24 protein-coding genes and 1 pseudogene are annotated in these 26,181 nt (G+C 63.2%); 8 read left to right on the top strand and 17 right to left on the bottom strand.

Features of this window, described 5'->3' with window-relative positions; translation table 11 throughout:
- Positions 1-224 (top strand): annotated as a pseudogene (locus tag HG250_RS08935) (IS5 family transposase); the annotation flags it as partial.
- Between the two features lie 74 nt (positions 225-298).
- Here the strand turns inward: HG250_RS08935 and HG250_RS08930 are convergent.
- A complete protein-coding gene (locus tag HG250_RS08930; protein ID WP_170004773.1) occupies positions 299-442 on the bottom strand; it encodes a hypothetical protein in 144 nt (47 codons plus the stop codon).
- 653 nt (positions 443-1,095) lie between these two features.
- Here HG250_RS08930 and HG250_RS08925 point away from each other — a divergent pair.
- Complete coding sequence (locus HG250_RS08925) at positions 1,096-2,166, top strand: PA0069 family radical SAM protein (RefSeq protein WP_170004771.1); 1,071 nt, start codon at positions 1,096-1,098, stop codon at positions 2,164-2,166.
- Positions 2,167-2,217: 51 nt separating this feature from the next.
- Here the strand turns inward: HG250_RS08925 and HG250_RS08920 are convergent, their stop codons facing one another.
- From HG250_RS08920 to HG250_RS08885, 8 genes are all read right to left on the bottom strand, one after another.
- A complete protein-coding gene (locus HG250_RS08920) occupies positions 2,218-2,646 on the bottom strand; it encodes a DUF1330 domain-containing protein (protein ID WP_170004837.1) in 429 nt (142 codons plus the stop codon).
- Positions 2,646-4,241 carry a long-chain fatty acid--CoA ligase gene (locus HG250_RS08915; RefSeq protein WP_170004835.1) on the bottom strand — a complete coding sequence of 532 codons (1,596 nt, stop codon included), beginning with the start codon at positions 4,239-4,241 and terminating at the stop codon, positions 2,646-2,648. The genes HG250_RS08920 and HG250_RS08915 overlap by 1 nt, the downstream gene beginning before the upstream one ends.
- Before the next feature lie 119 nt (positions 4,242-4,360).
- The gene (dnaE, locus tag HG250_RS08910) at positions 4,361-7,834 is read right to left on the bottom strand and encodes a DNA polymerase III subunit alpha (RefSeq protein WP_170004769.1); all 3,474 of its coding nucleotides are present in this window, start codon (positions 7,832-7,834) and stop codon (positions 4,361-4,363) included.
- 81 nt (positions 7,835-7,915) lie between these two features.
- Entirely contained in the window at positions 7,916-8,281 is a 366-nt protein-coding gene (locus HG250_RS08905; protein ID WP_170004767.1) for a hypothetical protein, read from the bottom strand.
- Entirely contained in the window at positions 8,274-8,783 is a 510-nt protein-coding gene (locus tag HG250_RS08900) for a glutathione peroxidase (protein ID WP_170004765.1), read from the bottom strand. The genes HG250_RS08905 and HG250_RS08900 overlap by 8 nt, the downstream gene beginning before the upstream one ends.
- A 13-nt stretch (positions 8,784-8,796) precedes the next feature.
- Positions 8,797-9,075, bottom strand: a complete 279-nt coding sequence (locus tag HG250_RS08895; protein WP_170004763.1) for a hypothetical protein — start codon at positions 9,073-9,075, stop codon at positions 8,797-8,799.
- Positions 9,076-9,108: 33 nt separating this feature from the next.
- Positions 9,109-9,840: an ABC transporter ATP-binding protein gene (locus HG250_RS08890; protein WP_170004761.1), complete on the bottom strand. Its 732-nt coding sequence runs from the start codon at positions 9,838-9,840 to the stop codon at positions 9,109-9,111.
- Positions 9,833-11,074: a lipoprotein-releasing ABC transporter permease subunit gene (locus tag HG250_RS08885; protein WP_170004759.1), complete on the bottom strand. Its 1,242-nt coding sequence runs from the start codon at positions 11,072-11,074 to the stop codon at positions 9,833-9,835. The genes HG250_RS08890 and HG250_RS08885 overlap by 8 nt, the downstream gene beginning before the upstream one ends.
- Positions 11,075-11,328: 254 nt before the next feature.
- Between HG250_RS08885 and purF the strand changes: the two genes are divergently transcribed.
- The 3 genes from purF to HG250_RS08870 all read left to right on the top strand — a co-directional run bounded on the left by purF (position 11,329) and on the right by HG250_RS08870 (position 14,006).
- Complete coding sequence (gene purF, locus HG250_RS08880) at positions 11,329-12,801, top strand: amidophosphoribosyltransferase (RefSeq protein WP_170004757.1); 1,473 nt, start codon at positions 11,329-11,331, stop codon at positions 12,799-12,801.
- 9 nt (positions 12,802-12,810) lie between these two features.
- On the top strand, positions 12,811-13,524 hold the full coding sequence (locus HG250_RS08875) for an SDR family NAD(P)-dependent oxidoreductase (RefSeq protein ID WP_420821317.1): 714 nt from the start codon (positions 12,811-12,813) through the stop codon (positions 13,522-13,524).
- A 98-nt stretch (positions 13,525-13,622) separates the two neighbouring features.
- The gene (locus tag HG250_RS08870; protein ID WP_240957022.1) at positions 13,623-14,006 is read left to right on the top strand and encodes a PilZ domain-containing protein; all 384 of its coding nucleotides are present in this window, start codon (positions 13,623-13,625) and stop codon (positions 14,004-14,006) included.
- 28 nt (positions 14,007-14,034) lie between these two features.
- Here the strand turns inward: HG250_RS08870 and HG250_RS08865 are convergent, their stop codons facing one another.
- The 3 genes from HG250_RS08865 to HG250_RS08855 all read right to left on the bottom strand — a co-directional run bounded on the left by HG250_RS08865 (position 14,035) and on the right by HG250_RS08855 (position 18,069).
- Positions 14,035-15,228, bottom strand: coding sequence for a serine hydrolase domain-containing protein (locus HG250_RS08865; RefSeq protein ID WP_170004753.1), 1,194 nt, complete (start codon positions 15,226-15,228; stop codon positions 14,035-14,037).
- Positions 15,229-15,251: 23 nt separating this feature from the next.
- Positions 15,252-16,565: an SAM-dependent methyltransferase gene (locus HG250_RS08860; RefSeq protein ID WP_170004751.1), complete on the bottom strand. Its 1,314-nt coding sequence runs from the start codon at positions 16,563-16,565 to the stop codon at positions 15,252-15,254.
- A 67-nt stretch (positions 16,566-16,632) separates the two neighbouring features.
- Positions 16,633-18,069, bottom strand: coding sequence for a cryptochrome/photolyase family protein (locus HG250_RS08855; protein WP_170004749.1), 1,437 nt, complete (start codon positions 18,067-18,069; stop codon positions 16,633-16,635).
- Between the two features lie 102 nt (positions 18,070-18,171).
- Here HG250_RS08855 and HG250_RS08850 point away from each other — a divergent pair, with 102 nt between their 5' ends.
- Positions 18,172-18,867 carry a phosphatase PAP2 family protein gene (locus tag HG250_RS08850; RefSeq protein WP_170004747.1) on the top strand — a complete coding sequence of 232 codons (696 nt, stop codon included), beginning with the start codon at positions 18,172-18,174 and terminating at the stop codon, positions 18,865-18,867.
- On the opposite strand, the gene HG250_RS08845 is transcribed toward HG250_RS08850, so the two are convergent.
- From HG250_RS08845 to HG250_RS08835, 3 genes are read right to left on the bottom strand one after another with little or no spacing between them, the layout of a single operon-like run.
- Positions 18,824-19,735 carry a metal-dependent hydrolase gene (locus HG250_RS08845; protein WP_170004745.1) on the bottom strand — a complete coding sequence of 304 codons (912 nt, stop codon included), beginning with the start codon at positions 19,733-19,735 and terminating at the stop codon, positions 18,824-18,826. The genes HG250_RS08850 and HG250_RS08845 overlap by 44 nt on opposite strands.
- A 34-nt stretch (positions 19,736-19,769) precedes the next feature.
- Positions 19,770-20,816 (bottom strand): 2-oxoacid:ferredoxin oxidoreductase subunit beta, encoded by a 1,047-nt coding sequence (locus HG250_RS08840; protein WP_170004743.1) that lies wholly within the window; start codon positions 20,814-20,816, stop codon positions 19,770-19,772.
- Positions 20,813-22,723, bottom strand: a complete 1,911-nt coding sequence (locus tag HG250_RS08835) for a 2-oxoacid:acceptor oxidoreductase subunit alpha (protein ID WP_170004831.1) — start codon at positions 22,721-22,723, stop codon at positions 20,813-20,815. The genes HG250_RS08840 and HG250_RS08835 overlap by 4 nt, the downstream gene beginning before the upstream one ends.
- A 240-nt stretch (positions 22,724-22,963) precedes the next feature.
- On the opposite strand from HG250_RS08835, the gene HG250_RS08830 reads away from it, so the two are divergent.
- Both HG250_RS08830 and HG250_RS08825 read left to right on the top strand, forming a co-directional pair.
- On the top strand, positions 22,964-23,920 hold the full coding sequence (locus HG250_RS08830) for an alpha/beta hydrolase (protein ID WP_170004741.1): 957 nt from the start codon (positions 22,964-22,966) through the stop codon (positions 23,918-23,920).
- A complete protein-coding gene (locus tag HG250_RS08825) occupies positions 23,917-24,390 on the top strand; it encodes an RNA pyrophosphohydrolase (protein WP_170004739.1) in 474 nt (157 codons plus the stop codon). The genes HG250_RS08830 and HG250_RS08825 overlap by 4 nt, the downstream gene beginning before the upstream one ends.
- A gap of 31 nt (positions 24,391-24,421) precedes the next feature.
- Here the strand turns inward: HG250_RS08825 and HG250_RS08820 are convergent, their stop codons facing one another.
- Positions 24,422-24,925, bottom strand: a complete 504-nt coding sequence (locus tag HG250_RS08820; RefSeq protein ID WP_240957021.1) for a tetratricopeptide repeat protein — start codon at positions 24,923-24,925, stop codon at positions 24,422-24,424.
- Positions 24,926-24,986: 61 nt separating this feature from the next.
- On the bottom strand, positions 24,987-26,165 hold the full coding sequence (locus HG250_RS08815) for an RsmB/NOP family class I SAM-dependent RNA methyltransferase (RefSeq protein ID WP_170004735.1): 1,179 nt from the start codon (positions 26,163-26,165) through the stop codon (positions 24,987-24,989).
- Positions 26,166-26,181 lie beyond the last annotated feature (16 nt).

Genomic DNA, 26,181 nt, shown 5'->3' with positions numbered 1-26,181 from the left:
CTGCCGGCGTCGAGGCGGTGATCCCGGCTAGGAGCAACCGCCGCAACCCAGCCCCGCACGACCGGGAGAAATACCGCTGGCGCAACCTGGTCGAGCGGCTGTTCAACAAGCTGAAGAACTGGCGCCGGGTCGCCACTCGCTACGACAAAACCAAAGAATCCTACCTTGGCTTCGTCGCCCTCGCTTCAATCAAACTCTGGATACCCTTTGTCCACGAAACCTAGCTTCTGAAGCAGTCGGGAATCGAAAATAGTTCGGGGCGATTTCAAATAGCGATGGCGGTCAACTATGTCCGGCACTAACTACCAAGTACCAGCTTATCATAGACGGGATCATAGTCCAGCGGCACGGCATCCGAAATTTGGAACCGGATTTGGCCGATCACCTCGTCGTCAGCCCGGACAGCCATCAGAACCGCCCCTTCGCCGGCGATCTGCTCCATGTCGACCCGGCGGTTCAGAGCCGCAAGCGCCGGTTCGGTCGTTGCTTGCCCTTCTTCGAACCTTGCGCCGCTGGCACCATCCCGATTGCAGTTACGGCACGTTCGCGCTCGCGCAGCTCAGGCGGATCGGCAGAAGCACCGCACCCTGTCGGCGGAACGGATCGGCCGAAGCTGGCACCACTGAAAGCGCTGTCCAGCGGGGCGCTGCCGTCAGGCGCACACCTGATGGTCGGCATGTGTCGCCTGCCCGCTTCATTGATCCGGCGGCAATGATCCGCTTTGGGTCAGCGCCACGAAAATGTCGGCTATGAACGAACGCTTTGCCCCGCACCCAGTCCCATTCTCCCCCAAGCTATTCAGCAGGTCAGAATACCGACCATGCTGCATTGCGACCCGAGGGGCATCGACGCGATCCGGATAATTTCCATCGCGCTTTTCTTTCGCCCATTAACCAAGTCGGCCAAAGTTGCGACAGTCGGCACATTCAATTTCCCGTTACTTGGCGTCTTGGTCGTGACAGGATGGTACAGCCGGCAAGGATTGCCGGCAGTGGATCCTCAGGAAAATTCACCAGATAAGTGCAGCGAATACATTCGTGGGCAGGTGACACTTATGAGTCGACTCCGGCCATGCGTTCTTGATACGTTCTATCCATGGCATATGTGAAAGGCAGAGGCGCTACCAACAATCAGGCGAGCAGGCGATTCGGTTTACCGGCGCATGTGAGCGACAGTGGATGGCAGGATCAGGCCGCTCTGGTGGATGGAGCGGAACCTGCTGCGACCACCACGGTCACCGAATTGCACCCCAGGACGATCCTTTCGTTCAATACATCGCCCGACATCTTTTTCGACCGCTCGATCAACTCTTTCGGCGGATGCGAGCACGGCTGTATCTATTGCTTCGCGCGCCCGACGCATGCCTATCACGATCTGTCGCCCGGCCTCGATTTCGAAACCCGCCTGTTTGCCAAGCCCGATGCGGCACGCTTGCTGCGTCAGACGCTGGCGAAGGCGAACTATCGGCCTCGCCCGATTGCACTGGGCACCAATACCGACCCTCATCAACCGATTGAAAATACTTACAGGATCACTCGCGCAATCCTGGAGGTCTGCCTCGATGCTCGCCATCCGGTAACCATTACGACTAAATCCGATCGAATCCTAAGAGATCTCGATATTTTGCAGGAAATGGCGCGCCTGCGGCTGGTGGCGGTGAGCATATCCGTCACCAGTCTCAATGCAAAATTGTCCCGTATGCTGGAACCGCGCGCCGCTTCACCGGCGAAACGCATGGCTGCCCTGGGGCGAATCGTGGAGGCCGGTATTCAGGCGCATTGCTCGATCTCGCCAGTCATTCCCGCCATTACCGACGAATATCTGGAAGCCATCGTCGGGCAGGCCGGCGAACTCGGCGTCCAGAGCGCGGGCTGGATTCCGCTGCGGCTACCGCATGAGGTGGCGCCATTGTTTCGCGAATGGCTGGCAACGCATTTCCCCGAACGCGCCGACAAGGTCATGAACATCGTTCGGTCCATCCGGGGTGGGAAGGACAATGATCCGGGCTTCTTCACGCGTCTCAGGCCCAGCGGCGTCTGGGCCGATCTGTTCCGCGCCCGCTTTCAACTCGCCTGCCGCCGTGCCGGTATCGGCAAGGAGAAGTTCACGCTCGATATTTCGCGGTTCCGCAAGCCGGAGATCGGCGGACAGATGCGGCTGCTCTGACGTTGCGGAACTGCTACGACCGGGAGTCTGTGAAAGCAGCCCTGCGCCCCGTCAGCCGAACCCGCCTCCGGCTTCACCGGGCGAGAAACGGATGAGCCTGCTGTCCTGCACCGCGGCCTGGCGATTGATCACGGCCTTTTGATATTCAGGGTCGGTGACCATTTCGAGAAAAGCACCCGCATGGGGGTAAGCTGCAATGAAGCCGTCGTGCCACTGCTTTTCGGGGCCGGTCAGCATGTTCTGGAAAATGCCCCGCCAGACGACACTGCCGCCAACCCGGCGAAAGATCGGTTCGCTGGTGCGGCCATATTCCGCATAGGCTTCCCTGCCCGTCCAGCCCTTGCCCGCATTGTGATGCCCTTCAGGGTAGTGCGCCTCATCACGATAGAGCAGCAGGTTGAGCATATGAATGGGCCGGTCGCGCGGCAGCGCCTTGAAGGCGTCGAAGGCTGCGCGTGTGGGGTCGACGTGATTGGTCATCATGCATCCTCCAGAACATAATCGCTGAAGCGCGAGCGCAGATCCTTCTTGCTGATCTTGCCGGTTGCCGTGTGCGGTATCTCATCGATGAATTCGATCGCGTCGGGCAGCCACCACTTGGCAACATGGCCGGTGAGGAACGCGCGCAACTCCTCCCCCGTGACATTCGTGCCCGGCTTGCGGACGACGAAGAGGACGGGACGTTCGTCCCATTTCGGATGCGCCATGCCGATCGCGGCTGCCTCTGCCACGGCGGGGTGCCCGGCGGCGGCATTCTCGAGCTCGACCGAACTGATCCATTCCCCGCCCGACTTGATGACGTCCTTCGTCCTGTCAGTCAGTTGCAGCGTGCCATCGGGATGGATGATGCCGACATCGCCGGTATCGAACCAGCCATCCACGTTCGTCGCATCCTCTTCCGCCTTGAAATAACGCTTCACCACCCATGGCCCGCGAATCTGCAAAGCGCCTGAAGTCCTGCCATCGCGCGGCAGTTCGGTCGCCATGTCGTCCAATTCGACTGTGCGCAGCTCCACGCCGAAAACGGGGCGGCCCTGCATCGCCACGATGGAAACCTTCTCGTCGAAGCTTTTCTCCGCCCAATCATGTGTCGGCGCGCCGACAGTTCCGATGGGGCTTGTCTCGGTCATGCCCCAGGCATGCGCCACGCGGGTGCCGTTCTTCATCAGCCGTTCGATCATGAAGCGGGGCGCGGCCGACCCGCCGATGGTGGCGGTTGCAAGCTTCGGCAATGGCAGATCATTGGCATCGCAATATTGGAAGATGCCAAGCCAGACCGTCGGCACGCCCGCGCTGTCGGTGACCTTTTCCTCGGTCATCAGATTGCAGAGCACCTCGGGTTCGTTCACGGCGGAGAATACGAATTTCACCCCCGCTGCGGCTCCTGTCCACGGCAGCCCCCAGCTGGCGGCGTGGAACATCGGCACCACCGGCAGCATGACGGTGCTGGCGTCGAAATCGAAGGCGTGGGGCTGCATGCCGGACAGGGCATGAAGCATGGTGGAACGGTGTTCGTAGAGCACGCCCTTCGGGTTGCCCGTCGTGCCGCTGGTATAGCACAGCATGCACGGGTCGCGCTCGTCCACATCGGCCCAGTCGGTGTCGCCGTCTTCGGCACCGATCCAGCTTTCGAACTCGCCATCGTCATAGCAGATGTACTGTTCGATGGTCGTCCAGAGCGGCTTCATCTTTTCCACCAGCGGCTTGAAGGCCGCATCGTAAAGCAGCACGCGATCCTCCGCGTGATTGGCGATATATTCCAGCTGGTCTTCGAACAGGCGGGGGTTGATCGTGTGGAGGATGCCGCCTGCCCCCACCGCGCCGTACCAGCTGACCAGATGCCGCGCATGGTTCATCGCCAATGTCGCGATCCGGTCGCCCTTTCGGATACCGCAGCTCTCCAGCGCCTGCTTCATCTTCAGGGCGTCGCGGCGGATGCCGGCCCAGTCTGTCCTGGTCTGGCTGCCGTCGGCCCAGCGGGTGACGATCTCGCGCGTGCCATGTTCGCGCGCGGCGTGATCCACGAGGTGTGTGACCACCAGCGACCAGTCCTGCATTGCGCCAAGGTCCGGCATATTCATCATCCTCTCCTGCCTGTCGTCGTGTCGTACTATGACGATGGTTGTGCGGCAGGGCAATTGGCCTGTCGCTGCCGGCCGCGCCGGTTCCCGATCAGGCGAAGGAGGGGGACGGATCAGGCCACCAGGCGCAGATGCGCGGCGCCGCGCCTGCTTGTGAGCGAGACATCATTCAACCCGTCGATCTCCACCAGCCGTTCCGCCAGTTCACCGTCGAGCGCGAAATCGCTGCCAAGGCGTAAGGTCGGCCTTTCCCCACTATCCGTCCGCAAAACCACCGTCACCTCGCCCATGCCGGGCGTTCCGGGCACGAGGGCCTCACGCAGGGCCAGCAGGGCCGCTTCGCTGCGTATCTCCATCGTGAGCGCCATGCGCGATCCGCTCTTCACATCCTCCAGCGGCCGCGCGCCGCGTACGGTGATACGGGGCGGTTCGTCGGGGCTGGGACTGTCGAGTTCGACATTGAGCAGGACGCAGGTGCCATCTGCCGCCCACTTCTGGAACTGTTCCAGAAGGCCTTCCTCGAAACAGGCGGCACTGAACTGGCCCGATTGATCGGAAAATTCGGCGCGGATGAAGTCCGCACCGCGGCGGGTCTGCCCGCGTTTGACGCTTTCGACCATCGCCGCCATGACGGCAGGCGCCCTGCCCCCCGTTGCGCCGCCTTCCATCAGGCTGGCATAGCTGCGCGCGCCATTGGCCGAGGCCACCACGCGATATTGCTGCACGGGATGGGCGGAGAAGAAAAAGCCGAAGGCCTCCCGCTCGCGGTCCATCCTTTCGGGCCGCGTCCATTCCGGTGTGTCCTTGAGCCGCAGAGCCCGATCCTGCGTGTCCTCGCCGCCGAACAGCGCCGCCTGCCCGCTGTTGCGCTCCCGCTCGGCAGCATCGGCAACCGCCAGCAGCATCTCGACATTCTCGATAACCTTTGCGCGGTTCGGCTCCAGCCGGTCGAAGGCGCCTGCGCAGGCCAGCGCCTCCATCTGGCGGCGGTTCATCGACCCGGCAGGCAATCTGTCGCACAATTGCTCTAAGCTTTCGAACCATCCGGAGGCCTCGCGATCGCCGACGATGCTCTCCATCGCCTTCTCTCCCACATTGCGCAGGCCGGCGAGCGCATAGCGCACGGCGTAGCCATCATCCGTCTGCTCGACGGTGAACTCGGCCTCGCTGCGGTTGATATCGGGCGGCGTGATCTCGATCCCGGCCCGCCGTGCATCGTCCACGAAAACGGCCAGCTTCTCCGACTGATGCATGTCGAAACACATGGATGCGGCGTAGAATTCATGCGGGTAATGCGTTTTCAGCCATGCCGTCTGATAGGCCAGCAAGGCATAGGCGGCAGCGTGCGATTTGTTGAAACCATAGCCTGCGAATTTGTCGATAAGGTCGAACAACTCGTTCGCCTGTTTCGCCTCGATGCCGGACACCTCGCGGCAGCCATCGACGAAACGCTGGCGCTGCGCGTCCATTTCGGCCTGGACCTTCTTGCCCATCGCGCGGCGCAGAAGGTCGGCATCGCCCAGTGAATAGCCGGCCAGGATCTGGGCCGCCTGCATGACCTGTTCCTGATAGACGAAGATGCCGTAGGTTTCGGCGAGAATGCCTTCCAGCTTGCCATGCGGATAGGCGATCGCGACCTCGCCGTTCTTGCGTTTGCCGAACAGCGGAATATTGTCCATCGGGCCAGGGCGGTAGAGCGAAACGAGCGCGATGATGTCGCCGAAATTGGTCGGCTTTACCGCGGCCAGCGTACGGCGCATGCCTTCGGATTCCAGCTGGAACACACCGACGGTATCGCCCCGCTGCAACAGGGCGAAGACTGTCTCGTCCTCCATCGGCAGGTTCGACAGGTCGATCCCGATCCCGCGCTTCTCCAGCAGATCGACTGCCTTTCGCAGCACCGAAAGGGTCTTGAGGCCGAGAAAGTCGAATTTGACGAGGCCCGAAGTCTCGACATATTTCATGTCGAACTGCGTCACCGGCATGTCGGACCGCGGATCGCGGTAGAGCGGCACCAGTTGCGCCAGCGGCCTGTCGCCGATCACCACGCCTGCCGCATGGGTGCTGGAATTGCGGGGAAAGCCTTCAAGCTGCATGGCCAGGTCGACCAGCCGCTTCACGTCATTGTCATTGTCATACTCCCGCTTGAATTCCGCCGACCCGTTCAGCGTCCGCATCAGCGTCCACGGGTCGGTCGGATGATTGGGGATCATCTTGCAGATACGATCCACATGGCCATAGCCCATCTGCAGGATGCGCCCGCAATCGCGCAGCACGGCGCGGGCCTTCATCTTGCCGAAGGTGATGATCTGCGCGACGTGATCGTCACCGTATTTCTTCTGCACGTAGCGAATGACTTCGCCGCGGCGGGTTTCGCAGAAATCGATATCGAAATCGGGCATCGAAACGCGTTCCGGGTTGAGAAAGCGTTCGAACAGCAGCCCCAGCCTTATGGGGTCGAGATCGGTAATGGTCAGCGCCCACGCCACCAGGCTGCCCGCACCCGATCCACGGCCCGGCCCCACCGGAATGCCATTGTCCTTGGCCCATTTGATGAAATCGGCAACGATCAGGAAATAGCCCGGAAAGCCCATGCCGGTGATGACGTCCACCTCGAATGCCAAGCGGTCGTCATAGACTTTCCGCTCTTCGGCGCTCAACTCGCCATAAGGCGCAAGGCGCGCTTGCAGCCCTGCGCGCGCATCGTCGGCCAGCATCCGGGCCTCACCTTCCTGATCGCCGGCAAGGCTTGGCAGGATGGGCGCGCGGCTTGGCGGCGCGAAGGCGCAGCGGCGGGCGATGGTCAGCGTATTTGCGGTCGCCACCGGCAGATCGTCGAAGGTGCGGGCCATGACATCGGCAGTCTTGACGTAGCTTTCGGGGTTGGAGCGCACCCGGTCATCGGCATCGATCTGGCTGGACTGCGCGATGCACAGCATGGCGTCGTGTGCCGCGTGAAAATGCGCCTCGGCAAAATTGGCCGGATTGGTGGCGACAAGCGGCAGATCGCGGGCATAGGCGAGATCTATCAGAGCGTCTTCGGCGCGGTCCTGCACCGGATTGTCGCGCCGGGACAATTCGACATAGAACCTGCCGGTGAACAGCTTCTGCAAGCGGTCGCACATGGCCTGTGCATCGCGGCCCTGCCCTTCGGCGAAAAGCCGGGACATCGCACCTTCCGCGCCCCCGCTCAGCGCGATCAGCCCGTCGGTGTGACCGTCGAGATCGGCAAGGGCAACGTGCGGCTCATATTCCAGCGGGCGGTTCAGATGCGCCTTGCTGACAAGGTGGCACAGATTGTCGTAGCCGGCCTCATCCTGGGCGTAGAGCGGCAGATAATCCACCTGCTTGCCGGCGGCGTCGCGCGCCACGCCCAGCAGCGTGCCGATGATCGGCTGCACGCCTTCCCTGAAGCAGGCTTCGGCAAAGGCGACCACTCCGTACAGCCCGTTCCGGTCACAGATGGCGATTGCGGGGAAGCCGCGTTCCTTCGCCAGTTTCGCGATGTCCTTGGGATCGATCGCGCCTTCCAGCATCGAATAGGACGACATGATGCGAAGCGGAACGAAAGGAGCGTGTCTGGCCATGATCTCGAAATAGGGAATTGGCAGGGAAGAGCAATCTCGCGGCAGGGATGCAACTGCCGGTTTGCACAGGTCTGTCGACAGTTACGGAGTCTCGTCGTCGCGAGTAACGGACGGGTCGCCATCGATCCTGGCTGCGGCCACCCTGGCCCGCGTATCGCGTATGGTCGTGAATGCCCCCCAGGCGACGAGCAGGGTGAGGAACAGCCACACCCAGACCGGAATATTGCGCCCTGCTATGGCAAGGTAGAGATAGGCGGAAACGAAGAAGAATCCCGCCAGCATCGCCGGCGCGACGATGGACCGGCCGGCGCGTGCGCGGCGCACCAGCCATGCGATCGACAGGAGGAAGAACGGAATTGCGCCGACATATATCGCACCGAAGATCCACGGATTGACGCCGTAATTCGTGCCAAGCGACAGGAACCATGCCTGCGCGCTGTCAATCATCGGATGCGACTGTATTCTGCCGCTTCAATTCGCGCTCGATATCTGCGGCGATGGCTTCCGGCTTGTCGGCAGGGCCATAGCGCCGCACGACCTGACCGTCGCGCCCGACGAGAAACTTCGTGAAGTTCCACTTGATGCGCCTGCTTCCCAGCAGGCCCGGCGCTTCCTTCTTCAGCCAGTCGAAGAGCGGGTCGGCCCGGTCGCCATTCACCTCGATCTTGCCCATCAGCGGGAAGGTCGTGTCGTAATTCACGCGGCAGAATTCGGCAATTTCGGCAGCGTCGCCAGGTTCCTGACCGCCGAACTGGTTGCAGGGGAATGCCAGGACCGTGAACCCGCGTTCGGCGAAACGGCGCTGCAACTGCTCCAGCCCTTCATATTGGCTGGTGAAGCCGCAATGGCTGGCCGTGTTGACGATGAGGATGACCTTGCCGGCATATGCGGCAAGACTGCGGCGGTCACCGCCGGGCATGGTTGCATGGAATTCAGCGACATTGGTCATCGCGGGTATTCGGCTATCTCAGCGGAAAATCGTCGCGCGCGGCCAGCGCCATGATCTCGGCATTGCCCAATTTGTGGTCGCCCGCCTTCTGTATCACGTATTTGCGGCGTTCCTCTTCGGGCATGGAGGCAACCTGCGCAACGAGCTCCGCCAGCGAACCCCGCCGCAGACCCTTCATGGAATCGAAGATGCCCTGCCCGTCATGCGCGATATGCAACGATGCGCGGTCATCCCACTGCACGCCCTCGCGGAACGTGTCGTCGGCGCTGTAGGTACTGGGATGATCGGTCATGCTCATTGTTCCTGAAATATGTGTCTCACCCGATCAACCCTGCCGGCCGCCGTCCGGTTCCTGTTCGAGCAATCCTTCATGCAGGCGCACCACCCTGTCCATGCGGGCCGCAAGCCCTTCATTATGGGTTGCGACCAGCGCCGAACTTCCTTCCTCGCGCACCAGTTCGAGGAACTGCGCGAGAACGCGGTCCGATGTCTTTTCGTCGAGATTGCCGGTGGGTTCGTCGGCCAGCACCAGCTTGGGCCGGTTGGCGATGGCGCGGGCGACGGCGACGCGCTGCTGCTCGCCCCCGGAAAGCTGGCTTGGCCTGTGATTGAGCCGGTGTTCGAGGCCAAGCGCGCCGAGAATGGACGCGGCCCGTTCTTCCGCAGCAGCCCGCGGTTTGCCCGCCACCAATTGCGGCAGCACCACATTTTCCAGCGCGTTGAAATCGGGCAGAAGATGATGGAACTGATAAACGAAGCCGAGATGATTGCGCCGCAATTCGGTTCGCCCGTCGGACGGCAGTTTGCCAGCTTCCACCCCGGCGATCTCCAGCCCCCCGCCAAACCCGCCTTCCAGCAGGCCGACCGCCTGGAGCATCGTCGATTTACCCGATCCCGAAGGACCGAGCAGCGCGACGATTTCGCCCTGAGCGATATCGAGATCAACCCCGCGCAGCACATCGATACGCACTCCGCCCTGTTCGAACGAGCGAGTCAGATTACGCAGCCGCACCACGGGTTCGGCGCTTGCGCGGCTGACGGCCGGGGAGTCATTCATAGCGAAGAACCTGCACGGGATCGGTGCTCGCCGCCTTCATCGCCGGATATAGGGTGGCCAGGAACGACAGCCCCAGCGCAAGCACGCTGATGCCGATGATCTCTGCAGGATCGGTCTTGGACGGCAGTTCGGAAAGGAACCGAACCTGCGGATCCCACAGGTTCTGCCCGGTGACTGCGCCGATCGCCCCGACGATGTTCTGACGGAAGAACAGCACCAGGAAGCCGAGTGCAAGGCCCGCCAGCGTGCCGATTGCGCCGATGACGAAACCGGTGGTCACGAAAATCTTGAGCAGGCTGCGCCGCGACGCGCCCATCGTGCGCATGATGGCGATATCCCGCGTCTTGGCGCGCACCAGCATGACAAGGCTCGACAGGATGTTGAATGCAGCCACCACCACGATGATCGACAGGGCGAAAAACATTGCCACGCGTTCAACCTCCAGCGCTTCGAATATGGTGCTGTTTATGACCTTCCAGCTCGACACCTGCGCCCTGCCCGCAAGCTGCGCCGTCACGGGCGCGAGGATCTCGTCGACCTCGTCGGCATCCCGCGTCGTCACCTCGATCGTGCCGATCTGGTCGCCGATCAGCAGCAATGTCTGCGCGTCGGGAATCGGCATGATGACGAAGGCCTGATCGTAATCGTAAACCCCGACCTCGAAGATGGCGGCGACCCGGTAGCCGACCTGCCGCGGCACCGTGCCGAACGGCGTAGAGCGCCCCTGCGGATTGATCACCGTCACGGTGCTGCCCACCGCTGCCCCGATATTCTCCGCCAGCCGCGCGCCGATGGCGACGGTACCCGAACCCGGCTCCACCTCCCCGAGATTGCCGGCGACGACGTTCTTTTCCAGCTTGTCGATGTCTTCGGCCGTGTTCCCCCGCACGATGACCGCTTCGGCACGGCCGTTCAGGGTAATCAGCAGCGGCTGTTCGATCAGCGGACTGGCGCTGGTGACGCCCTGGGTGTTGCGGATATCGTCGAGCACACCTTCCCAATTGTCGATACGGCCCCCGTAACCCTGCACGATGGCGTGACCGTTCAGCCCCACGATCTTGTCGAGCAGTTCGGCGCGGAACCCGTTCATCACGCTCATCACGATGACCAGCATCGCCACGCTGAGCATGACCACGCCGACGCTGATGCCGGCGACCAGCGCGATGAATGCCTCCCCCCGTCCGGGCAGCATGTATCGCTTGGCAATCGTCCATTCGAATGGGGAAAGGATCAAGGGTGCGGGGCTTTACGGTTCAGGAAACGTCGGATGCGCGGATGCGCGGCGTGCGGTGGCATCTAGGCAACCTTTGCTGAGTCCGCAAACGAATGTTCTTCGTGCGGCCATCGCATACCTGTTCGCAAGACGGGCAAATCATACATGCGCCAGTCACCCGGGAGGTTGTAATCACGCCGCAACATCGCCATTGCGCTCAACACCGGCGAAACCGCCAGCACTTTTGGCGTCAGGCAGGCACCACGGGCATCGTTATGAACCTTACCAATCCTTTCCTGGACCTGGATGGCGACAAGCTTCGCGAAGAATGCGGAGTATTCGGTGCCATCAATGCGGCCGACGCCGCGGCAGTCGCGGCATTGGGCCTCCATGCGCTTCAGCATCGCGGGCAGGAAGCTGCCGGCATCATCAGCTATGACGGCACGGAATTCTTCGCCCGGCGGGGCCTGGGCCATGTTGCCGACAATTTCTCCTCCAGCGAAGCCATCGCGGAAATGCCGGGCTTCATGGCGGCCGGGCATGTGCGTTATTCCACCACCGGCGGATCGGGCCTGCGCAATATCCAGCCGCTCTACGCCGACCTGGCGGGCGGCGGATTTGCGGTTGCGCATAATGGCAATATCTCGAACGCGAAGACGCTGCGCGATGATCTGGTGAAGCGGGGCGCGATCTTCCAGTCGACCTCCGATACCGAAGTCATCATCCATCTCGTCGCGACCAGCCGCTATCCCACGCTGATCGACCGGCTGACCGATGCGCTGCGCCTGGTCGAGGGTGCCTATTCCCTCATCGTCATGACGCCCGAAGGCATGATCGCCTGCCGCGACCCGCTCGGCATCAGGCCGCTGGTGATGGGCAGGCTGGGCGATGCGGTGCTGTTCGCCAGCGAAACGGTTGCCTTCGATGTCGCTGGCGCGGAATTCGTCCGCCAAGTCGAACCGGGCGAGGTCGTGCGCGTGAACTTCGATGGAGAGATCGAATCGCTCCGTCCGTTCGGCAATAATCCGTCGCGGCCCTGCATTTTCGAACATGTCTATTTCAGCCGCCCCGACAGCGTTTTCGACGGGCGCAGCGTCTATTCCGCCCGCAAGGCGATCGGCGCGCAGCTCGCCATCGAAAGCCCGGCGGATGTGGACCTCGTCATCCCCGTTCCCGACAGCGGCGTGCCTGCGGCTATCGGCTATGCACAGCAATCCGGCATACCCTTCGAACTCGGCATCATCCGGTCGCATTATGTGGGGCGCACCTTCATCCAGCCGTCGGACAGCATCCGTCACTCCAGCGTCAAGCGCAAGCATAACGCCAATCGCGGGCTTGTCGAAGGCAAGCGCATCGTGCTGATCGACGATTCCATCGTCCGCGGCACGACCAGCATGAAAATCGTCGAGATGATGCGCGATGCGGGCGCTAGCGAAGTCCATTTCCGCGTCGCCAGTCCGCCCACGGCACATAGCTGCTTCTACGGCGTCGACACGCCCGAACGATCGAAACTGCTGGCCGCGCGTATGGAGGTCGAACCCATGCGCGAATTCATCAAGGCGGACAGCCTCGCCTTCGTCTCGATCGACGGGCTGTATCGCGCCGTCGGGTCGGAGCCGCGCAACAAGGCCTGCCCACAATTCTGCGACGCCTGCTTCACCGGAGATTATCCCACGTCGCTGACCGATCTTCACGCCCGGCACGAAGCGGCCGCGCAATTGTCCTTCCCCGTTCACAAGGTTGCCTGATTGTCTGAAATGGAAACACTGAACGGCAGGCTGGCGCTCGTCACCGGGGCAAGCAGGGGGATCGGGGCCGCGACGGCGCTGGCGCTCGCGAGCAGGGGCGCGCATGTCGTCCTGACCGGGCGCGACGTGAAGGCGCTCGAGAAGATTGAGGATGAAATCCACGATGCCGGCGGCGCATCGACCATCGCGCCCGTCGATCTCGGCGAAACCGATGGGATAGCGCGGCTGGCCAGCGCGATCGCCGGGCGCTGGGACAGGCTGGATGCGCTGGTGATCTCCGCCGCTTACCTGCCGACGCTGACGCCGGTGACCCAGATCGAACCCAAGCAGTTCGGGCAGGCGATCACGACGAACATCCTGGCGACGCAGGCGCTGCTCGCCGCCTTCGATCCTTTGCTGAAGCGTGCCGATGCCGCGCGGGTGATCGGCCTCACCAGCAGCGTCGCGACCGAACCGCGCGCCTATTGGTCGGCCTATGCCGCGACCAAGTCGGCATTCGAGACGCTGCTGGACTGCTATGCACAGGAAGTGGAGCGGATCAGCGAAATCAGGGTCGCCATCGTCGATCCCGGCGCGACCCGCACGTCCATGCGGGCCAAGGCCTATCCCGGCGAAGACCCGAAGACTGTCAAGCCCGCAGAAATCGTGGGAGAGCGCATCGCTGCCCTGCTGACCGAAGGCTTCACGACCGGTCACCGCGAGAGGGTCGTCAATCCTTCTTAACCCTGTTCTGTATCCTGCCGGTAAGCAGCACCCCTCATCACTTGCAAAGCCTGTCCCGAAAGGTGCGGGAAAGGCTGTCTACCGGGGGAGGATCAAGCATGCAGGATCTACATGGGGCTTACGAGCATCACGACTGCGTCGCCGTTCAGGGCAATTACCATATCGCGGCGCAGGAAGACCGCTGCTCCCCCCGCACCAGGCTGACGATCCCCAGCCAGCTTCGCGCCTCGGGCGGACGCGCATTTCAGACGATCGTGCATGATCTTTCCATCTCCGGCTTTTCAGCCGCAGCGATAAACCGGATGCATGTCGGACAGGTGGGCTGGCTGACCGTGCCGGGATTGCAGTCGCTGCAATGCGAGGTTGTCTGGTGGGAAAACTGCATCGTCGGCTGCGCTTTCGCCGAACTGCTCAATCCGATCGTTCACGACAATGTGCTGGCTCGCTATCAGGTCAGCACGGTGTACCGCAGCGCTATCTGAGGCAGTTGGAAACCAGATGAAATCTGGCTTAGGACGCCGCCGCGATCCGCCTGGCCAGATCGCGCTGCGCCTCGCGGGCCGCATTGTCGGTGGCGCTCGGCCAGTTGCCGACGACCGCGAACACGATGTCCTGTTCCGGCAGCACGGTGATGGCCTGGCCGAAGATACCCTGCGCACCCCAGGCTCCGCCGGCATAGGTCCACCATTGATAGCCGTAGCCCGCTCCATCGCCGGAGAACCTGACCTGCGGCGCGGTTGCGGCGGCGAACCAGCCTTCCGGCACTTGGTCGCCCCCGCCCTCGAGCGCGAACTGGCCGAAACGCGCGTAATCCGCCAGCCGCAGCGACAGGCAGCATCCGCCGATATTCCGCCCGCCCTGTTCGACCATCCAGAACATGTCTCCGGCGAAGCCAGCAGGATCGACGATGTTCTCCTTGGCGTAATCGGCCAGACTGGTGCCGGTCGCCCTTTCGACCAGCACGCCCAGCAAATTGGTTTCTCCGGTCTTGTACACCCATTTTTCGCCTGCGGGCGCTTCGCGCGGCAGTCGGCGGAGCTGATTGACGATCTGGTCCTCTCCCGGCGCAGCGGGATAGGTGCCCATGCGGGCGACATCGCTGGCGGGATCGGCGTAATCCTCGTTCCAGCGAATGCCGGAGGTCATGGTGGCGAGTTGGCGCACCGTCACATCTTCGTAAGGGGTGCCGCGCATTTCCGGTATGTATCTGGCCACGCTGTCGTCGAGGCTGGCGATGAAGCCGTCGCGGATCGCCGCACCCAGCAGGGTCGAGGTGAAGCTCTTCGCGACCGAAAAGCTCGTCCAGCGCTCTCCAGGGCCGAAACCGCCGGCATATTCCTCGAAGCGGACCTTGCCGTCCTGCAGGATCATCACGCCTGCTGCATTGGTGTCGCGCATGAAGGCCCGCAGTTCCCCCTGCAGTCCGGCAGGCAGGGCGCTGCCCCGCGGCAAAGGGCGCGGCGAGGGCGCAGCCTCGACCTCGTGGCCCGGAAACCAGCGCTCCATGCTGGAAAAGCGATCCTGCCTTTCCGCATCGGACCAGAACAGCACGTTCTGATCGGCGGGCGTGACGCTGGCGGGCGGCATGGTCATGCGGATATTTTCGGCAGGCGCGATGGCCGCGGGTGCGTCCGGAATGGCGGCGCATCCTGCCAGCAGACTGCCGATGATCGCGGCTCCGAAACCCTTGCCGATGATTGTCATGATCGCCCCCTCTCATGCGCTGTTCATTCCTTGATCAGCGTCACCTGATGCACATCGATACCGCCGCCGCGAAAGCCGCCTTCGCAATATTGCAGATAATATCGCCACAGGGCCACGAAATCTGCATCGAATTCCTCGGGCAAACGCCCTTTTGCGACGGCATCGTCAAAATTCCTGCGCCAGATCGCCAGCGTTGCCGCATAATCCATCCCGAAATCATGCTGATCTTCCCAGCGCAGTCCGCGTTCTTGCGCCAGTCGGCGGAACTCGCTGGTCCGCACCAGCAAGCCACCGGGAAAGATGTAGGCCTGGATGAAATCGGCGCTGGCGGCATAGGCGTCGAACAGATTTTCCTGTATCGAGATGTACTGGATGGCCGCTTTTCCGCCCGGCTTGAGATTGTCGGCGATGCAATCCATGAAGGCGGGCCAATATTCCCGGCCCAGCGCCTCGACCATTTCGACGCTGACGATCGCATCATATTGGCCGGAAACATCGCGGTAATCGCATTTTCGAAAATCCGGGTTGGTGGCTCCCGGCTCCCGCTTGTCGCGCGCGAAGGCGAGCTGTTCTTCCGATAGGCTGATCGCGTCGACCTGCACCCCGGTCATGGCCGCTGCATTGGCCAGCATGCCCCAGCCGCAGCCGATTTCCAGCAGAGAATCGCCTGGCTGCACCCCGACCCGGTTCAGCATGGCGGTGACCTTCGCCAGCTGCGCATAGTCGAGCTCGCTCAACATCTGCTGCATCTGGCTGGGGCCGGCGTCCTTCGCGAACAGGGCGCTGGAATAGACCATGCTCTGGTCCAGCCATTCGCGGTAAAATGCATTGCCGAGATCGTAATGGGCGTGGATGTTCCGGGCCGATCCCGATTTTGTGTTGCGGTTCAGCCAATGGGCGAAGCGCAGGGCCATCCGCCACGGCCCGCTGGCCCGCCCGGCATCGCCCAATGTCTCGCCATTGGCCATGAACAACGCGAATAGCGCGACCATGTCGTCGGCCTCCCATTCGCCGGCCGCCCAGGATTGATACCAGCCGATCGAACCTGCCGTCGCCAGCCGCACCAGCGCGCGCCAATCGTGCAGCCTGACGGTGACCTCGAACCCCGGTTTCCGCCCGCCCAGCACCCGCGTTGTCCCATCGGGCAGATGACCGTGGATCGCACCTGCCACGATTCCCTGATCCAACCTGTCCAGAATGCGGTGGAAACCCGGCGCAAGCCTGCGGGCGAGCCAGCCGGACCCGCCGGCGAAGCGGGTTCCGCTGCCGAGCAGTGCCTGAGGGCTGGCGGTCCGCCCGCGCCTCTTGGTTTCCGCAGTTTTCTCCGCCCCGATCATGCCGCGTCCTATGGCCCCTGACCAGCCTGCGAGCAAGGTGCCAGCCTGCCGAAACAGCGCCTCGTGCTCAATCCTCCTTCATCTTCCGATAGGCCCGCAACGCACGTTCGCGCGCTTCGCGATGGCCGATCAGCTTCGCCGGATAATCTGCGGGCCGGTGTTCGTCGTCCGGGTCGTGGATTTGATCGTCCGGCAGCTCGGCGAGTTCGGGCACCCACTCGCGAATGTATTCGGCGGCGGCGAATTTCTCGCTCTGGCTGAGCGGCGCCATGATCCGGGGGAACATATTGGCATCGACGCCTGTGCCGGCCACCCATTGCCAGTTGCAGCCGTTCGACGCGTAATCGCCATCGACCAACGTATCCCAGAACCACCGTTCGCCGTGCCGCCAGTCGATCAGCAGGTGCTTGATCAGAAAGCTGGCCGTGATCATGCGCACGCGGTTGTGCATCCAGCCGAGCGCCCACAGCTGGCGCATTCCGGCGTCGACGATGGGGTAGCCGGTCTGCCCGCGCTTCCAGGCCTCCAGATCGGCTTCGATCCGGTGCCCGCGATCGGGGTTGCGCCACAATGACCGGTCGAAATCGTCGCGATAGGATTCCTCAGGATAGCGCGGGAATTGATAGATCAAATTCTGTGCGAAATCGCGCCAGATCAGTTCCTTTTCGAAGGTCGCCCAGCCCTGCCCCCGCCGGCCTTTCATTGCGTGCCAGACCTGCACCGGCGATATTTCGCCCCAGTGAAGATGCGGCGACATGCGCGAGGTTCCATCTTCCGATGGCAGATTGCGCCGATCGTCATAGCGGGCGACGTCGTCCTCGAAATGCCTGAGCCTTTCATGTGCCGCCGCTTCGCCGATCTGCCAGAACTCCGCCATGGCCCGCGCCCAGTCGGGCTTCGTCGGCAGGAGGTTCCAATCGGAAAGATCGTCGCTTTCAGGCCAGACATCCGGCGCCGCGATGCTGTCCGGCTGCGGCAGGGTATTGCGAGGCGGGAACTGTTCCAGAACGGTTTTTGAAAACGGCGTGAAAATCTTGTAAGGATTGCCCGACCCGGTCAGCGCGGTTCCCGGCGGAAGCAGGTAATTGCCATCGTGAAGGCAGAGGCGGCAGGCATCGTCGTCAGCGTTCGAGGCAAGGCCGTCGAGTGCCCCGACCAGCTCTTCCTCGGCGTCGCGCCACCAGGGTTCGTAGTGCCGGATCGCATGAATCGCCGTGGCGCCGCTTTCCTGCGCGATCCCGACAAGCACCTGCACGGCGTCGCCCCGCCGCAGCACGAGCGCTGAACCCTCGGCTGCGAAGGCCTTACCAAGGCTGTGCAGCGAATGGTGCAGCCACCAGCGATGCGCGCCGCCGAACGTGCGGCTTCCCGGCCTGTCGTCATCGAGAACATAGACCGGAATGACCGGGCCGGCCTGTGCAGCGGCGTGAAGCGCGGGCTGATCGGCCAGTCGCAGATCGCGCCTCAGCCAGACGATCTGAGGTGCGGGTTCATCGCTGCTCAATAGAAATCTCCGATTTATATCATCTGCCTTTCGGAACAGGTGGACGTGGCGAGCGGTTCCTTTACCGATGGATGTTCAGCACAAGCGCCGCTCTGCCAAGAGATGGATTTTCGGTTGGTAATCCGCGAATGGCCCTCGGCTGCCAGGGCAGCGCTCGCCTGCTGGACAGGCTTTGCCATGGTGGCGATGCTGACCTTCGGCAGTGAGTTCCTGAGCGGGCCTGATCGCGGCGCGCTTGCTTACTGGCGCGGCACGGACGGTTTGCCCTTCGCGTCACGGCCCCTGATGACGGAAGCATTTCGTGATATCACCGCGCTGGGCGGCGTGACCGTGCGCCTGCTGTTCGCGGCCAGTGTCACTGCCATTTTCGTCGCGCGCGGGCGCCGGGTTCTGGCGGCTCTATACGCAGCCACGGTCATGGGCGGATGGGGCATCGGCTATGCGTTCAAGCTGCTGTTTGCAAGGGTTCGGCCGGACATCGTTCCGCATCTGATGCATGCCGACGGCTTCAGCTTCCCGAGTGGCCACGCGTTCAATTCGGCAACGATCTTCATCGCTGCTGCCCTTGCAATATCGGCGCATAATCGGGGTTTGCGGCCGATCCTGCTGACCCTGTCCGTGATCATCGCCGCACTTGTCGCGTTCAGCCGCGTCTGGCTGGGAGTGCATTACCCCAGCGATGTCGTGGCGGGCTGGCTTGGCGGGGCGGCCTGCGCTTTCATGGCAGCACCATTTTTCGACCGCACGGCCGAAGCTACCTCACTCCGGGGCACGTTTCCGGCGGCAAGGGAACGGTGAAACGGTCGCGGGCCAGCGGATCGTAAAATCTCGCATCGCGCAGCCGCAGAATACCGTCGCTGCCGGGTTCGACGAACGGTGCCAGCGACCAGAACAGGAACGCGCGCACATCGGGATTGCGCGCGGCGGCCCTATCGAGATCGCAGGCGGAAAGCGGCACGCCGGGCAAGGCTGTTCCATTCACCGCATACAGGCCCTCGCCGCCCGTCACCAACTCACGCTGAAAGGGATTGAGCGGCACCGGCTTGGCGATGATCAGATCCTGGCCGGTCGGAGCATCCTGCACCGCCGCTTCGCTGCGCGCCGTATTCGCTGCATTCACGCCGATATAGGCCGTGGCTGCCGCCAATGCGATCCGCGCAGGCTTGCGCCAGTCGCCGCCGGTGGTGCGTTCGCGCCGCAGGGAAAGCCACAGGGCCAGCCCCATGCCCAGCCACAGCCAGATATCGATGATGAACAGGACGTCACCGTGGAACCAGCGGCTGGAAAACGGTTCGAGCAGGCGGATGCCATAGACATTCAGCCAGTCGAGGGCCGGATGAGTGAGGCAGGCGGCGAAGGATAGCGCCCACAGCCAGCCGAAATGCACTGGCAGCCGCCCCGCGGGCCGTTTACCGCGTCCAGCCTGCCACCGGTCAAATGCGTAGAGCAGCGCCGCCAGCACAATCGGCAGCAGCAGCCAAGCCAGCGGCCCGTGAGTCAGCCCCCGCCGCATGGCGAGGCTCTGCACCCCGTAAAGAGTGCAGGCAGCGTCGATATCCGGCAGGTTTGCGCCGATGATCAGCGCCGGCATGGCGAGGCCCGTGCGGCGCTTCAGCCCGGCCTGCCCCATCAGCGCGCCGACGAGGCCATGGGTCAGATTATCCATCGCGCGCCGCGCCTATCCAGCAATCGGGCAGCGATCAGATCGGGTCGGGTGCCGTACCGTCCACCGTCCAGGTCTGGCCCTTCGCCAGCAATTTGGCGAGGCTGGCCACCTTGCCCTCGCTCGCCCGGCGGCGTTCCTCGGCCACGGCGGCCTCGAAGGTCGGGCGCGGATCGTCATAGAGAACGCCCAAGGCCATCGGGAATGGCCCGAAAGGCAGTTCGGCCAGCATGTGGGCGATGGCGCGGTTGGTCACGTCATGGACCAGCACTCCGGCCGCCTGCCAGTCGCCGGCTTCGACAGTCACGACGTTCAGCCCCGGCCCGGCGGGATCGAGAGCCAGCCCCCTGACGCCGCCGGTCTTTTCCGACCCGAACAGCATCGGTTCGCCATTCTCCAGCCACAGCTGCCGTTCCTCGGCGCCCTTGGGCGCCGCAAAATCGTCGAACACGTCCTTGTTGTAAACGATGCAATTCTGGAAAATCTCGATGAAAGCCGCGCCCTTGTGCGCATGAGCCGCGATCAGCACTTCGGGCAATTTCTTCGAAACATCGAACCCGCGCGCCACGAAACGTGCGCCGGAACCCAGCGCGAAGGCGCAGGGATTGGCGGGATGATCGACCGAGCCAAGCGGGCTGGACGGGCTGCGCGTACCTTCGCGGCTGGTCGGCGATGCCTGACCCTTGGTCAGGCCGTAGATCTCGTTGTTGAACAGCATGATCTGCATGTCGACGTTCCGCCGCAGCACATGCATCATGTGATTGCCGCCGATGCTCAACCCGTCGCCGTCGCCTGTCACCAGCCAGATGTCGAGGTCCGGATTGGCGAGCTTCACCCCTGTCGCCACCGCCGGCGCGCGGCCGTGGATCGTGTGGAAGCCATAGGTCTCCATATAATAGGGAAACCGGCTGGAGCAGCCGATGCCGGAAATGAAGACGGTGTTCGCAGGGTCGGCACCGATCTGCGGCAGGGTGCGCTGCACCGCCTTCAGAATGGCATAATCGCCGCAACCGGGGCACCAGCGCACTTCCTGGTCGGTTTCCCAATCCTTCAGCGAGGTCTCGATCTTTACAGGTGCGTTCATGGGTTCATCGCCTCGGGGCTGGGAAGCTGGGTGTCGTTGACGGGCACTTCGCCGCCCTCGTTGCCGGCAATACCGTCGAAATATGTGCCGATCGCTTCCTCCAGTTCCGCGATGGAGAAAGGCTGGCCGCTGGTCTTGGTCAGCGGGCGGGCATCGACGAGATATTGATCGCGCAGCACGGTCTTGAACTGGCCGGTATTCATTTCGGGCACCAGCACGTTGTCATAGGCGCGCAGCAGCTCGCCCAGATTGGCCGGCAGCGGCCAGATATGACGCACATGGATATGGCTCACGTCCATGCCCCTCCGGCGCGCACGTCCGACGGCCTGATGTATGGGGCCATAGGTCGATCCCCAGCCGACGACCGCCAGCTTGCCGGACGTGGAGCCGAGCGCGACATCCTGATCCGGCACGGCGACGCCCGAAATCTTCGCGGCACGCGCGTCGGTCATCGCCTGGTGATTGGCGGGCGAATAATCGATATGGCCGGTGCCCTGCGCCTTCTCGATCCCGCCGATCCGGTGCATCAGGCCGGGCGTTCCGGGCTTGATCCACGGGCGCTTGCCATTTTCATCGCGCGCATAGGGCAGCAAATTATCGCCTGCATTCTTCTGTTCCAGGAATTTTGCCGGGAACGGCGCAAAATCCGCAGGGTCCGGCACCTTCCACGGCTCCGCCGCATTGGCGATATAGCCGTCGGTAAGCAGCATCACCGGCGTCATATATTGCACCGCGATGCGGCAGGCCTCGATCGCGCATTCGAAGGCATCGGAGGGGCTGCGCGCGGCGATTACCGGCATGGGCGCATCGCCATTGCGGCCATAGACAGCCTGATACAGATCGCTCTGCTCGGTCTTGGTCGGCAGGCCCGTGCTGGGGCCGCCGCGCTGGGAATTGACGATGACCAGCGGCAGTTCGGTCATGATGGCCAGCCCCATCGCCTCGGTCTTCAGCGCGATACCGGGGCCTGAGGATGAGGTAACGCCCAGCTGTCCTGCATAGGAGGCGCCGATGGCCGCGCAGATGGCGGCAATCTCGTCCTCCGCCTGGAAAGTCGTGACGCCGAATTCCTTGAGCCGCGACAGATGATGCAAAATGGCGCTGGCCGGCGTGATCGGATAGCCGCCGAAAAACATCGGCAGTTCGGCCAGCTGCGCGCCTGCGACGAGGCCAAGCGAGATCGATTCTGCGCCCGTTACCGTCTTGTACAACCCCGGCGCGCTCTCGACCGGCGGGATATGCAACTGCTGCAGCGGTCCGGCGAGTTCCGCCGTTTCGCCATAAGCGTGCCCCGCATCCAGCGCGGCAATATTCGCATCCGCAATGTCGGGCTTGCTGCGAAATTTTTCTCTCAGCCACTGGTGGATCGGTTCGCGCGGGCGGTCGAACATCCACAGCGCGAGGCCCAGCGTCCACATGTTCTTGGACCGCAGGGCATCCTTGCGCCCCAGGCCGAAGGGCTTGACCGCCTCCACCGTCAGTTCGGAGATATCGAAGGCGAGCAGGTCCCATTTTGCCAGGCTGCCATCCTCCAGCGGATTGCGGTCGTATTTCGCCTTGTCGAGATTACGCTTCGTAAATTCACCAGTGTCGGCAATGATCAGCCCGCCCGGCTTCAACGCTTCGAGATTGACCTTCAGCGCGGCGGGATTCATCGCCACCAGCACGTCGGGCGCATCGCCGGCGGTGTTGATGCGGCGGCTGCCGAAATTGATCTGGAATGCGGAAACGCCGAACAAGGTGCCCTGGGGCGCACGAATCTCTGCCGGAAAATCGGGGAAAGTGGCCAGATCATTGCCGGCCAGCGCGGTCGACAGGGTGAACTGGCCGCCGGTCAGTTGCATTCCGTCGCCGCTGTCACCCGCGAAGCGAACGGTCACCGCATCGGGCGCGGAACCTTGCGACATGTCTTGCCCGAATTTTTCGGGAGCAGCTTCGGCAGCCTGGCTTGCCATGAAATTTCCTTGTCCTACGCTGCCCCTGTGCGGCCGCGCGTCTATTCGTGGGAGTGCATTCCTGCACCGCAACTATGCACAGCTATCCCTTGCCGCAATGAAGATTTTCTCGGCCCCTTGCAAAATGTCGAGTGGAAAAGATCATGCGCACCCTCTAGCTTGCCGCCTCAACCCATGGGATTGGATGCGCTGATGGCCGATGAACAACCTTTTGTCCGCGAGGATGTGCGCGCATTCCTGCAGTTCCTCGAAGCTGCGGGCCGACCCCCGCTGTCGGAAATGAGCCTGGAGGAAGCCCGCGCTTCGATGATGGCGACCCAGCATATCGCCGAACGGGACGCGCGCGACATTCCTGTCATTCGCGATCTTTCCTGTCCCGGCCCGGCCGGCGACATTCCCTTGCGGCTTTACGATGCCATGGCGGACCGGACCTCCCCTGCCCCGGTGATCATGTTCTATCACGGCGGCGGTTTCGTCATCGGCGATATCGAAACCCACCACCGCCTCTGCACGCAGATTGCGGCCGAACTCGAGCTTCCGGTCATCTCGGTCGATTACCGGCTTGCTCCGGAAAACCCGTTTCCAGCGGCCCCGGACGATTGCGAGGCGGCCACGCGCTGGGTTGCAGGCAGCCCATCCGATCTGGGCTTGCAGGTTTCAGGCCTGATCCCGATGGGCGACAGCGCCGGCGGCAATCTGGCAATCGTCACCACGCAATCCCTGATCGAAAAGCCTGCCGATGCGCCGGTGATAATGCAGGTGCCGATCTATCCGCTGGCCGACGATATCAGCGTCACGCAATCCTTCGCGGATTTCGGGGAAGGCTATCTGCTCACCCGCGACGCCATGCAGTTCTTCACGCGGTGCTATGCCCCTGCGGAAGGCGACCGCCGCAACACACCGATCCTGGCCGATCACGCGCCGACGCCGCCGACGATCGTGGCCACCGCCAGCCTCGACCCCTTGCGCGATTCGGGTCGGAATTACGCCTGCGCGCTGATCCAGTCCGGCGTGGACGTCATTTACCTGGAAATGCGGGGAAACATTCACGGCTTCGTCAATCTGCGCAAGGCGATGCCGAGCGCGCATGAGGACATGCAGGCCATTCTTGCCGCGATGAAACTGATGCTGGAGCGGCACGGCAGATGAGCGACCTGGGCTACCGCCCCTGTGTGGGGATCATGCTCGTCAATGACGAAGGCCGCGCCTTCGTCGGCAGGCGCATCGACAATCGCGAGGGCGACTGGTGGCAGATGCCCCAGGGCGGCGTCGATGAAGGCGAAGATTTGAAGGCAGCCGCCTTGCGCGAATTGCACGAGGAAACCGGCCTGACCGCCGACAAGGTCTCGATCCTGCGCAAAATGGATGACGACATCGCCTATGATCTGCCGGAGGAATTGCAGGGCAAACTATGGGGCGGGCGCTATCGCGGACAGCGCCAGACCTGGTTCCTGGCGCGCTTCACGGGCGAGGATGCGGATGTCGACCTCGACGCTCATGACCATCCGGAATTCTGCGCATGGCAATGGCTGGACCTCGAACGATTGCCCGAGATGATAATCCCGTTCAAGAAACGCGTGTATCGCAGCGTACTCGATGCCTTTCGCGATCTGATCTGAAATCTGCGGCACCCGGCCGCGACAATCCCGTTCAGTTCGGAATGACGATCGGATCGGGCAGAAGGCTCTCGGCCGTTACCATGCGCGGCTGCGCTCCGCTCTGGATCCGGGCGGCCAATGCCAGCGTCTCGGGGCAGTTCGCCCCGCATTGCGATTCCAGACGCGCCAGATTGCCGCGTGCCCTTTCGATGGCGCCTTTCTCGATCAGGGCCTCGCCCTCACCCGCGATGGCGGCGAAATCGCTGGGATTGCGGGCCAGAGCCTCCCGGTAATAGCGGATCGCCTTGCCCTGCAAATTCTGATGCCGCGCCGCATTGGCGAGTTCCAGCAGGACAGGATCATAGGCAGGGTCGACGGCATAGGCAGCTTCGAATGCGTCCACCGCCTGTTGCGGTTCACCGGCTTCCAGCGCAGCGCGGCCTTCGGCGATCAGCACGGCTGCGCGCGGGCTGGCCTCCGGTTCGGCACCCTGTCCGACGCTTGCATTCACCGCGATCAGCAGCGACAGGGCGGCGGCAATCGGGGCGTAACGCATGAGCTTGTCCTTCAGGGCTGATGGCGCGGAGGAAATTGGAAGAGCCATTCGGGCCAAGCTATCATGGCGAACATAGACAGGCGATGAAAAATCCATCCGTGCCGTCGTGAAGCGGAGTAAGCCGAGTGCCGCCGCCATGTTCGCGACCGAGGGGCAGGTCCGGTCGGATGATCGTCCAGTCCGGATGCCTGCCCTGAAACGCTGCGATCCGATCGGCACCTTCGATGTCGAGCAGCGAACAGGTGATGTAGGTGATGCGTCCGCCGGGACGAACCAGATCCGCCGCGATCTCCAGCAGCCTGTCCTGCACGTCGGCGAACGCCAGCAGCTGGTCGCGGTCTGTCCGCCACCGCGCCTCGGGATTGCGGCGCCAGGTTCCGGTGCCGGAGCAAGGCGCATCCACCAGGACACCGTCGACCCGGCCCAGATGCGCGGCAAGCGCCTCGCGCTCCTCTCCCGGATTCAGCAAAACGGCCTCGACCATGCCGGCGTCCGCCCGCGCCGCTCGCGGCGCAAGGCGCGACAGGCGGCCGCGGTCGGTATCGCTCGCGATCAGCGTGCCCCGGTTCTGCATCGCAGCGGCAAGCGCCAGCGTCTTGCCGCCCGCGCCCGCGCAGAGATCGAGGATATGCTCACCGGGTTTCGCCTGCATCGCCGAGCAGGCGATCTGGCTCCCGTGGTCCTGGATTTCGACAAGCCCATCCCGGTAGGCGTCCCATTGTTCGACCGACGTGCCCGCCGGAAGGCGCAATGCGGCGGGCAGAGGCAGGCGCTCCGCCGCGATCGGCAGATCGAGATTGGCCCGTTCTGCTTTCAAGGTGTTGACCCGCAAATCCAGCGGCGCCCTCTCCAGCAGCGCGGCGGCTTCCTCCCCGGCGATGCCCGACAGTTCGAGCCATTCCAGCAACCAATCCGGCGCGACACCCCCATCAGCGGGCACTTCCCGCTTGCCGATGGCCGGAGGACCATGCGGTGAACCGTCGAACAATTCGGCCAGGCCTGCGTCCATTTCCGCCACGCGCAGCATCGCCGCACGTCCGGTGCGCGGGACCGGCCCGCAGGCCCGGATTGCGCGATAGACGAGTTCCCGCACGGCGCGGCGATCCTTGGAACCCGCATAGCGCCGGTTGCGGAAATATTCCGCGACGATGCGATCCGCCGGGGCGCCGTTGTTGCGGGCCGCGTCCACGATCGTGTCGAGCAGCTCAATCGCAGCCTGCACCCGCGCGGCAGGTCTCACGACTGCACCCCTGCCA

Source organism: Pseudopontixanthobacter vadosimaris (genome assembly GCF_012979275.1).
Taxonomy (GTDB): Bacteria; Pseudomonadota; Alphaproteobacteria; order Sphingomonadales; family Sphingomonadaceae; genus Pseudopontixanthobacter; species Pseudopontixanthobacter vadosimaris.
Note: the sequence above shows the minus strand (reverse complement) of the source record. Positions and strands in the feature narration are given on the sequence as shown.

Coding starts and splice junctions, on each gene's coding strand:
- HG250_RS08930 (WP_170004773.1), bottom strand. CDS start 442: ATGGAGCAGATCGCCGGCGAAGGGGCGGTTCTGATGGCTGTCCGGGCT.
- HG250_RS08925 (WP_170004771.1), top strand. CDS start 1,096: ATGGCATATGTGAAAGGCAGAGGCGCTACCAACAATCAGGCGAGCAGG.
- HG250_RS08920 (WP_170004837.1), bottom strand. CDS start 2,646: ATGACCAATCACGTCGACCCCACACGCGCAGCCTTCGACGCCTTCAAG.
- HG250_RS08915 (WP_170004835.1), bottom strand. CDS start 4,241: ATGCCGGACCTTGGCGCAATGCAGGACTGGTCGCTGGTGGTCACACAC.
- dnaE (WP_170004769.1), bottom strand. CDS start 7,834: ATGGCCAGACACGCTCCTTTCGTTCCGCTTCGCATCATGTCGTCCTAT.
- HG250_RS08905 (WP_170004767.1), bottom strand. CDS start 8,281: ATGATTGACAGCGCGCAGGCATGGTTCCTGTCGCTTGGCACGAATTAC.
- HG250_RS08900 (WP_170004765.1), bottom strand. CDS start 8,783: ATGACCAATGTCGCTGAATTCCATGCAACCATGCCCGGCGGTGACCGC.
- HG250_RS08895 (WP_170004763.1), bottom strand. CDS start 9,075: ATGACCGATCATCCCAGTACCTACAGCGCCGACGACACGTTCCGCGAG.
- HG250_RS08890 (WP_170004761.1), bottom strand. CDS start 9,840: ATGAATGACTCCCCGGCCGTCAGCCGCGCAAGCGCCGAACCCGTGGTG.
- purF (WP_170004757.1), top strand. CDS start 11,329: ATGAACCTTACCAATCCTTTCCTGGACCTGGATGGCGACAAGCTTCGC.
- HG250_RS08875 (WP_420821317.1), top strand. CDS start 12,811: ATGGAAACACTGAACGGCAGGCTGGCGCTCGTCACCGGGGCAAGCAGG.
- HG250_RS08870 (WP_240957022.1), top strand. CDS start 13,623: ATGCAGGATCTACATGGGGCTTACGAGCATCACGACTGCGTCGCCGTT.
- HG250_RS08865 (WP_170004753.1), bottom strand. CDS start 15,228: ATGACAATCATCGGCAAGGGTTTCGGAGCCGCGATCATCGGCAGTCTG.
- HG250_RS08860 (WP_170004751.1), bottom strand. CDS start 16,565: ATGATCGGGGCGGAGAAAACTGCGGAAACCAAGAGGCGCGGGCGGACC.
- HG250_RS08850 (WP_170004747.1), top strand. CDS start 18,172: ATGGATTTTCGGTTGGTAATCCGCGAATGGCCCTCGGCTGCCAGGGCA.
- HG250_RS08845 (WP_170004745.1), bottom strand. CDS start 19,735: ATGGATAATCTGACCCATGGCCTCGTCGGCGCGCTGATGGGGCAGGCC.
- HG250_RS08840 (WP_170004743.1), bottom strand. CDS start 20,816: ATGAACGCACCTGTAAAGATCGAGACCTCGCTGAAGGATTGGGAAACC.
- HG250_RS08835 (WP_170004831.1), bottom strand. CDS start 22,723: ATGTCGCAAGGTTCCGCGCCCGATGCGGTGACCGTTCGCTTCGCGGGT.
- HG250_RS08830 (WP_170004741.1), top strand. CDS start 22,964: ATGGCCGATGAACAACCTTTTGTCCGCGAGGATGTGCGCGCATTCCTG.
- HG250_RS08825 (WP_170004739.1), top strand. CDS start 23,917: ATGAGCGACCTGGGCTACCGCCCCTGTGTGGGGATCATGCTCGTCAAT.
- HG250_RS08820 (WP_240957021.1), bottom strand. CDS start 24,925: ATGCGTTACGCCCCGATTGCCGCCGCCCTGTCGCTGCTGATCGCGGTG.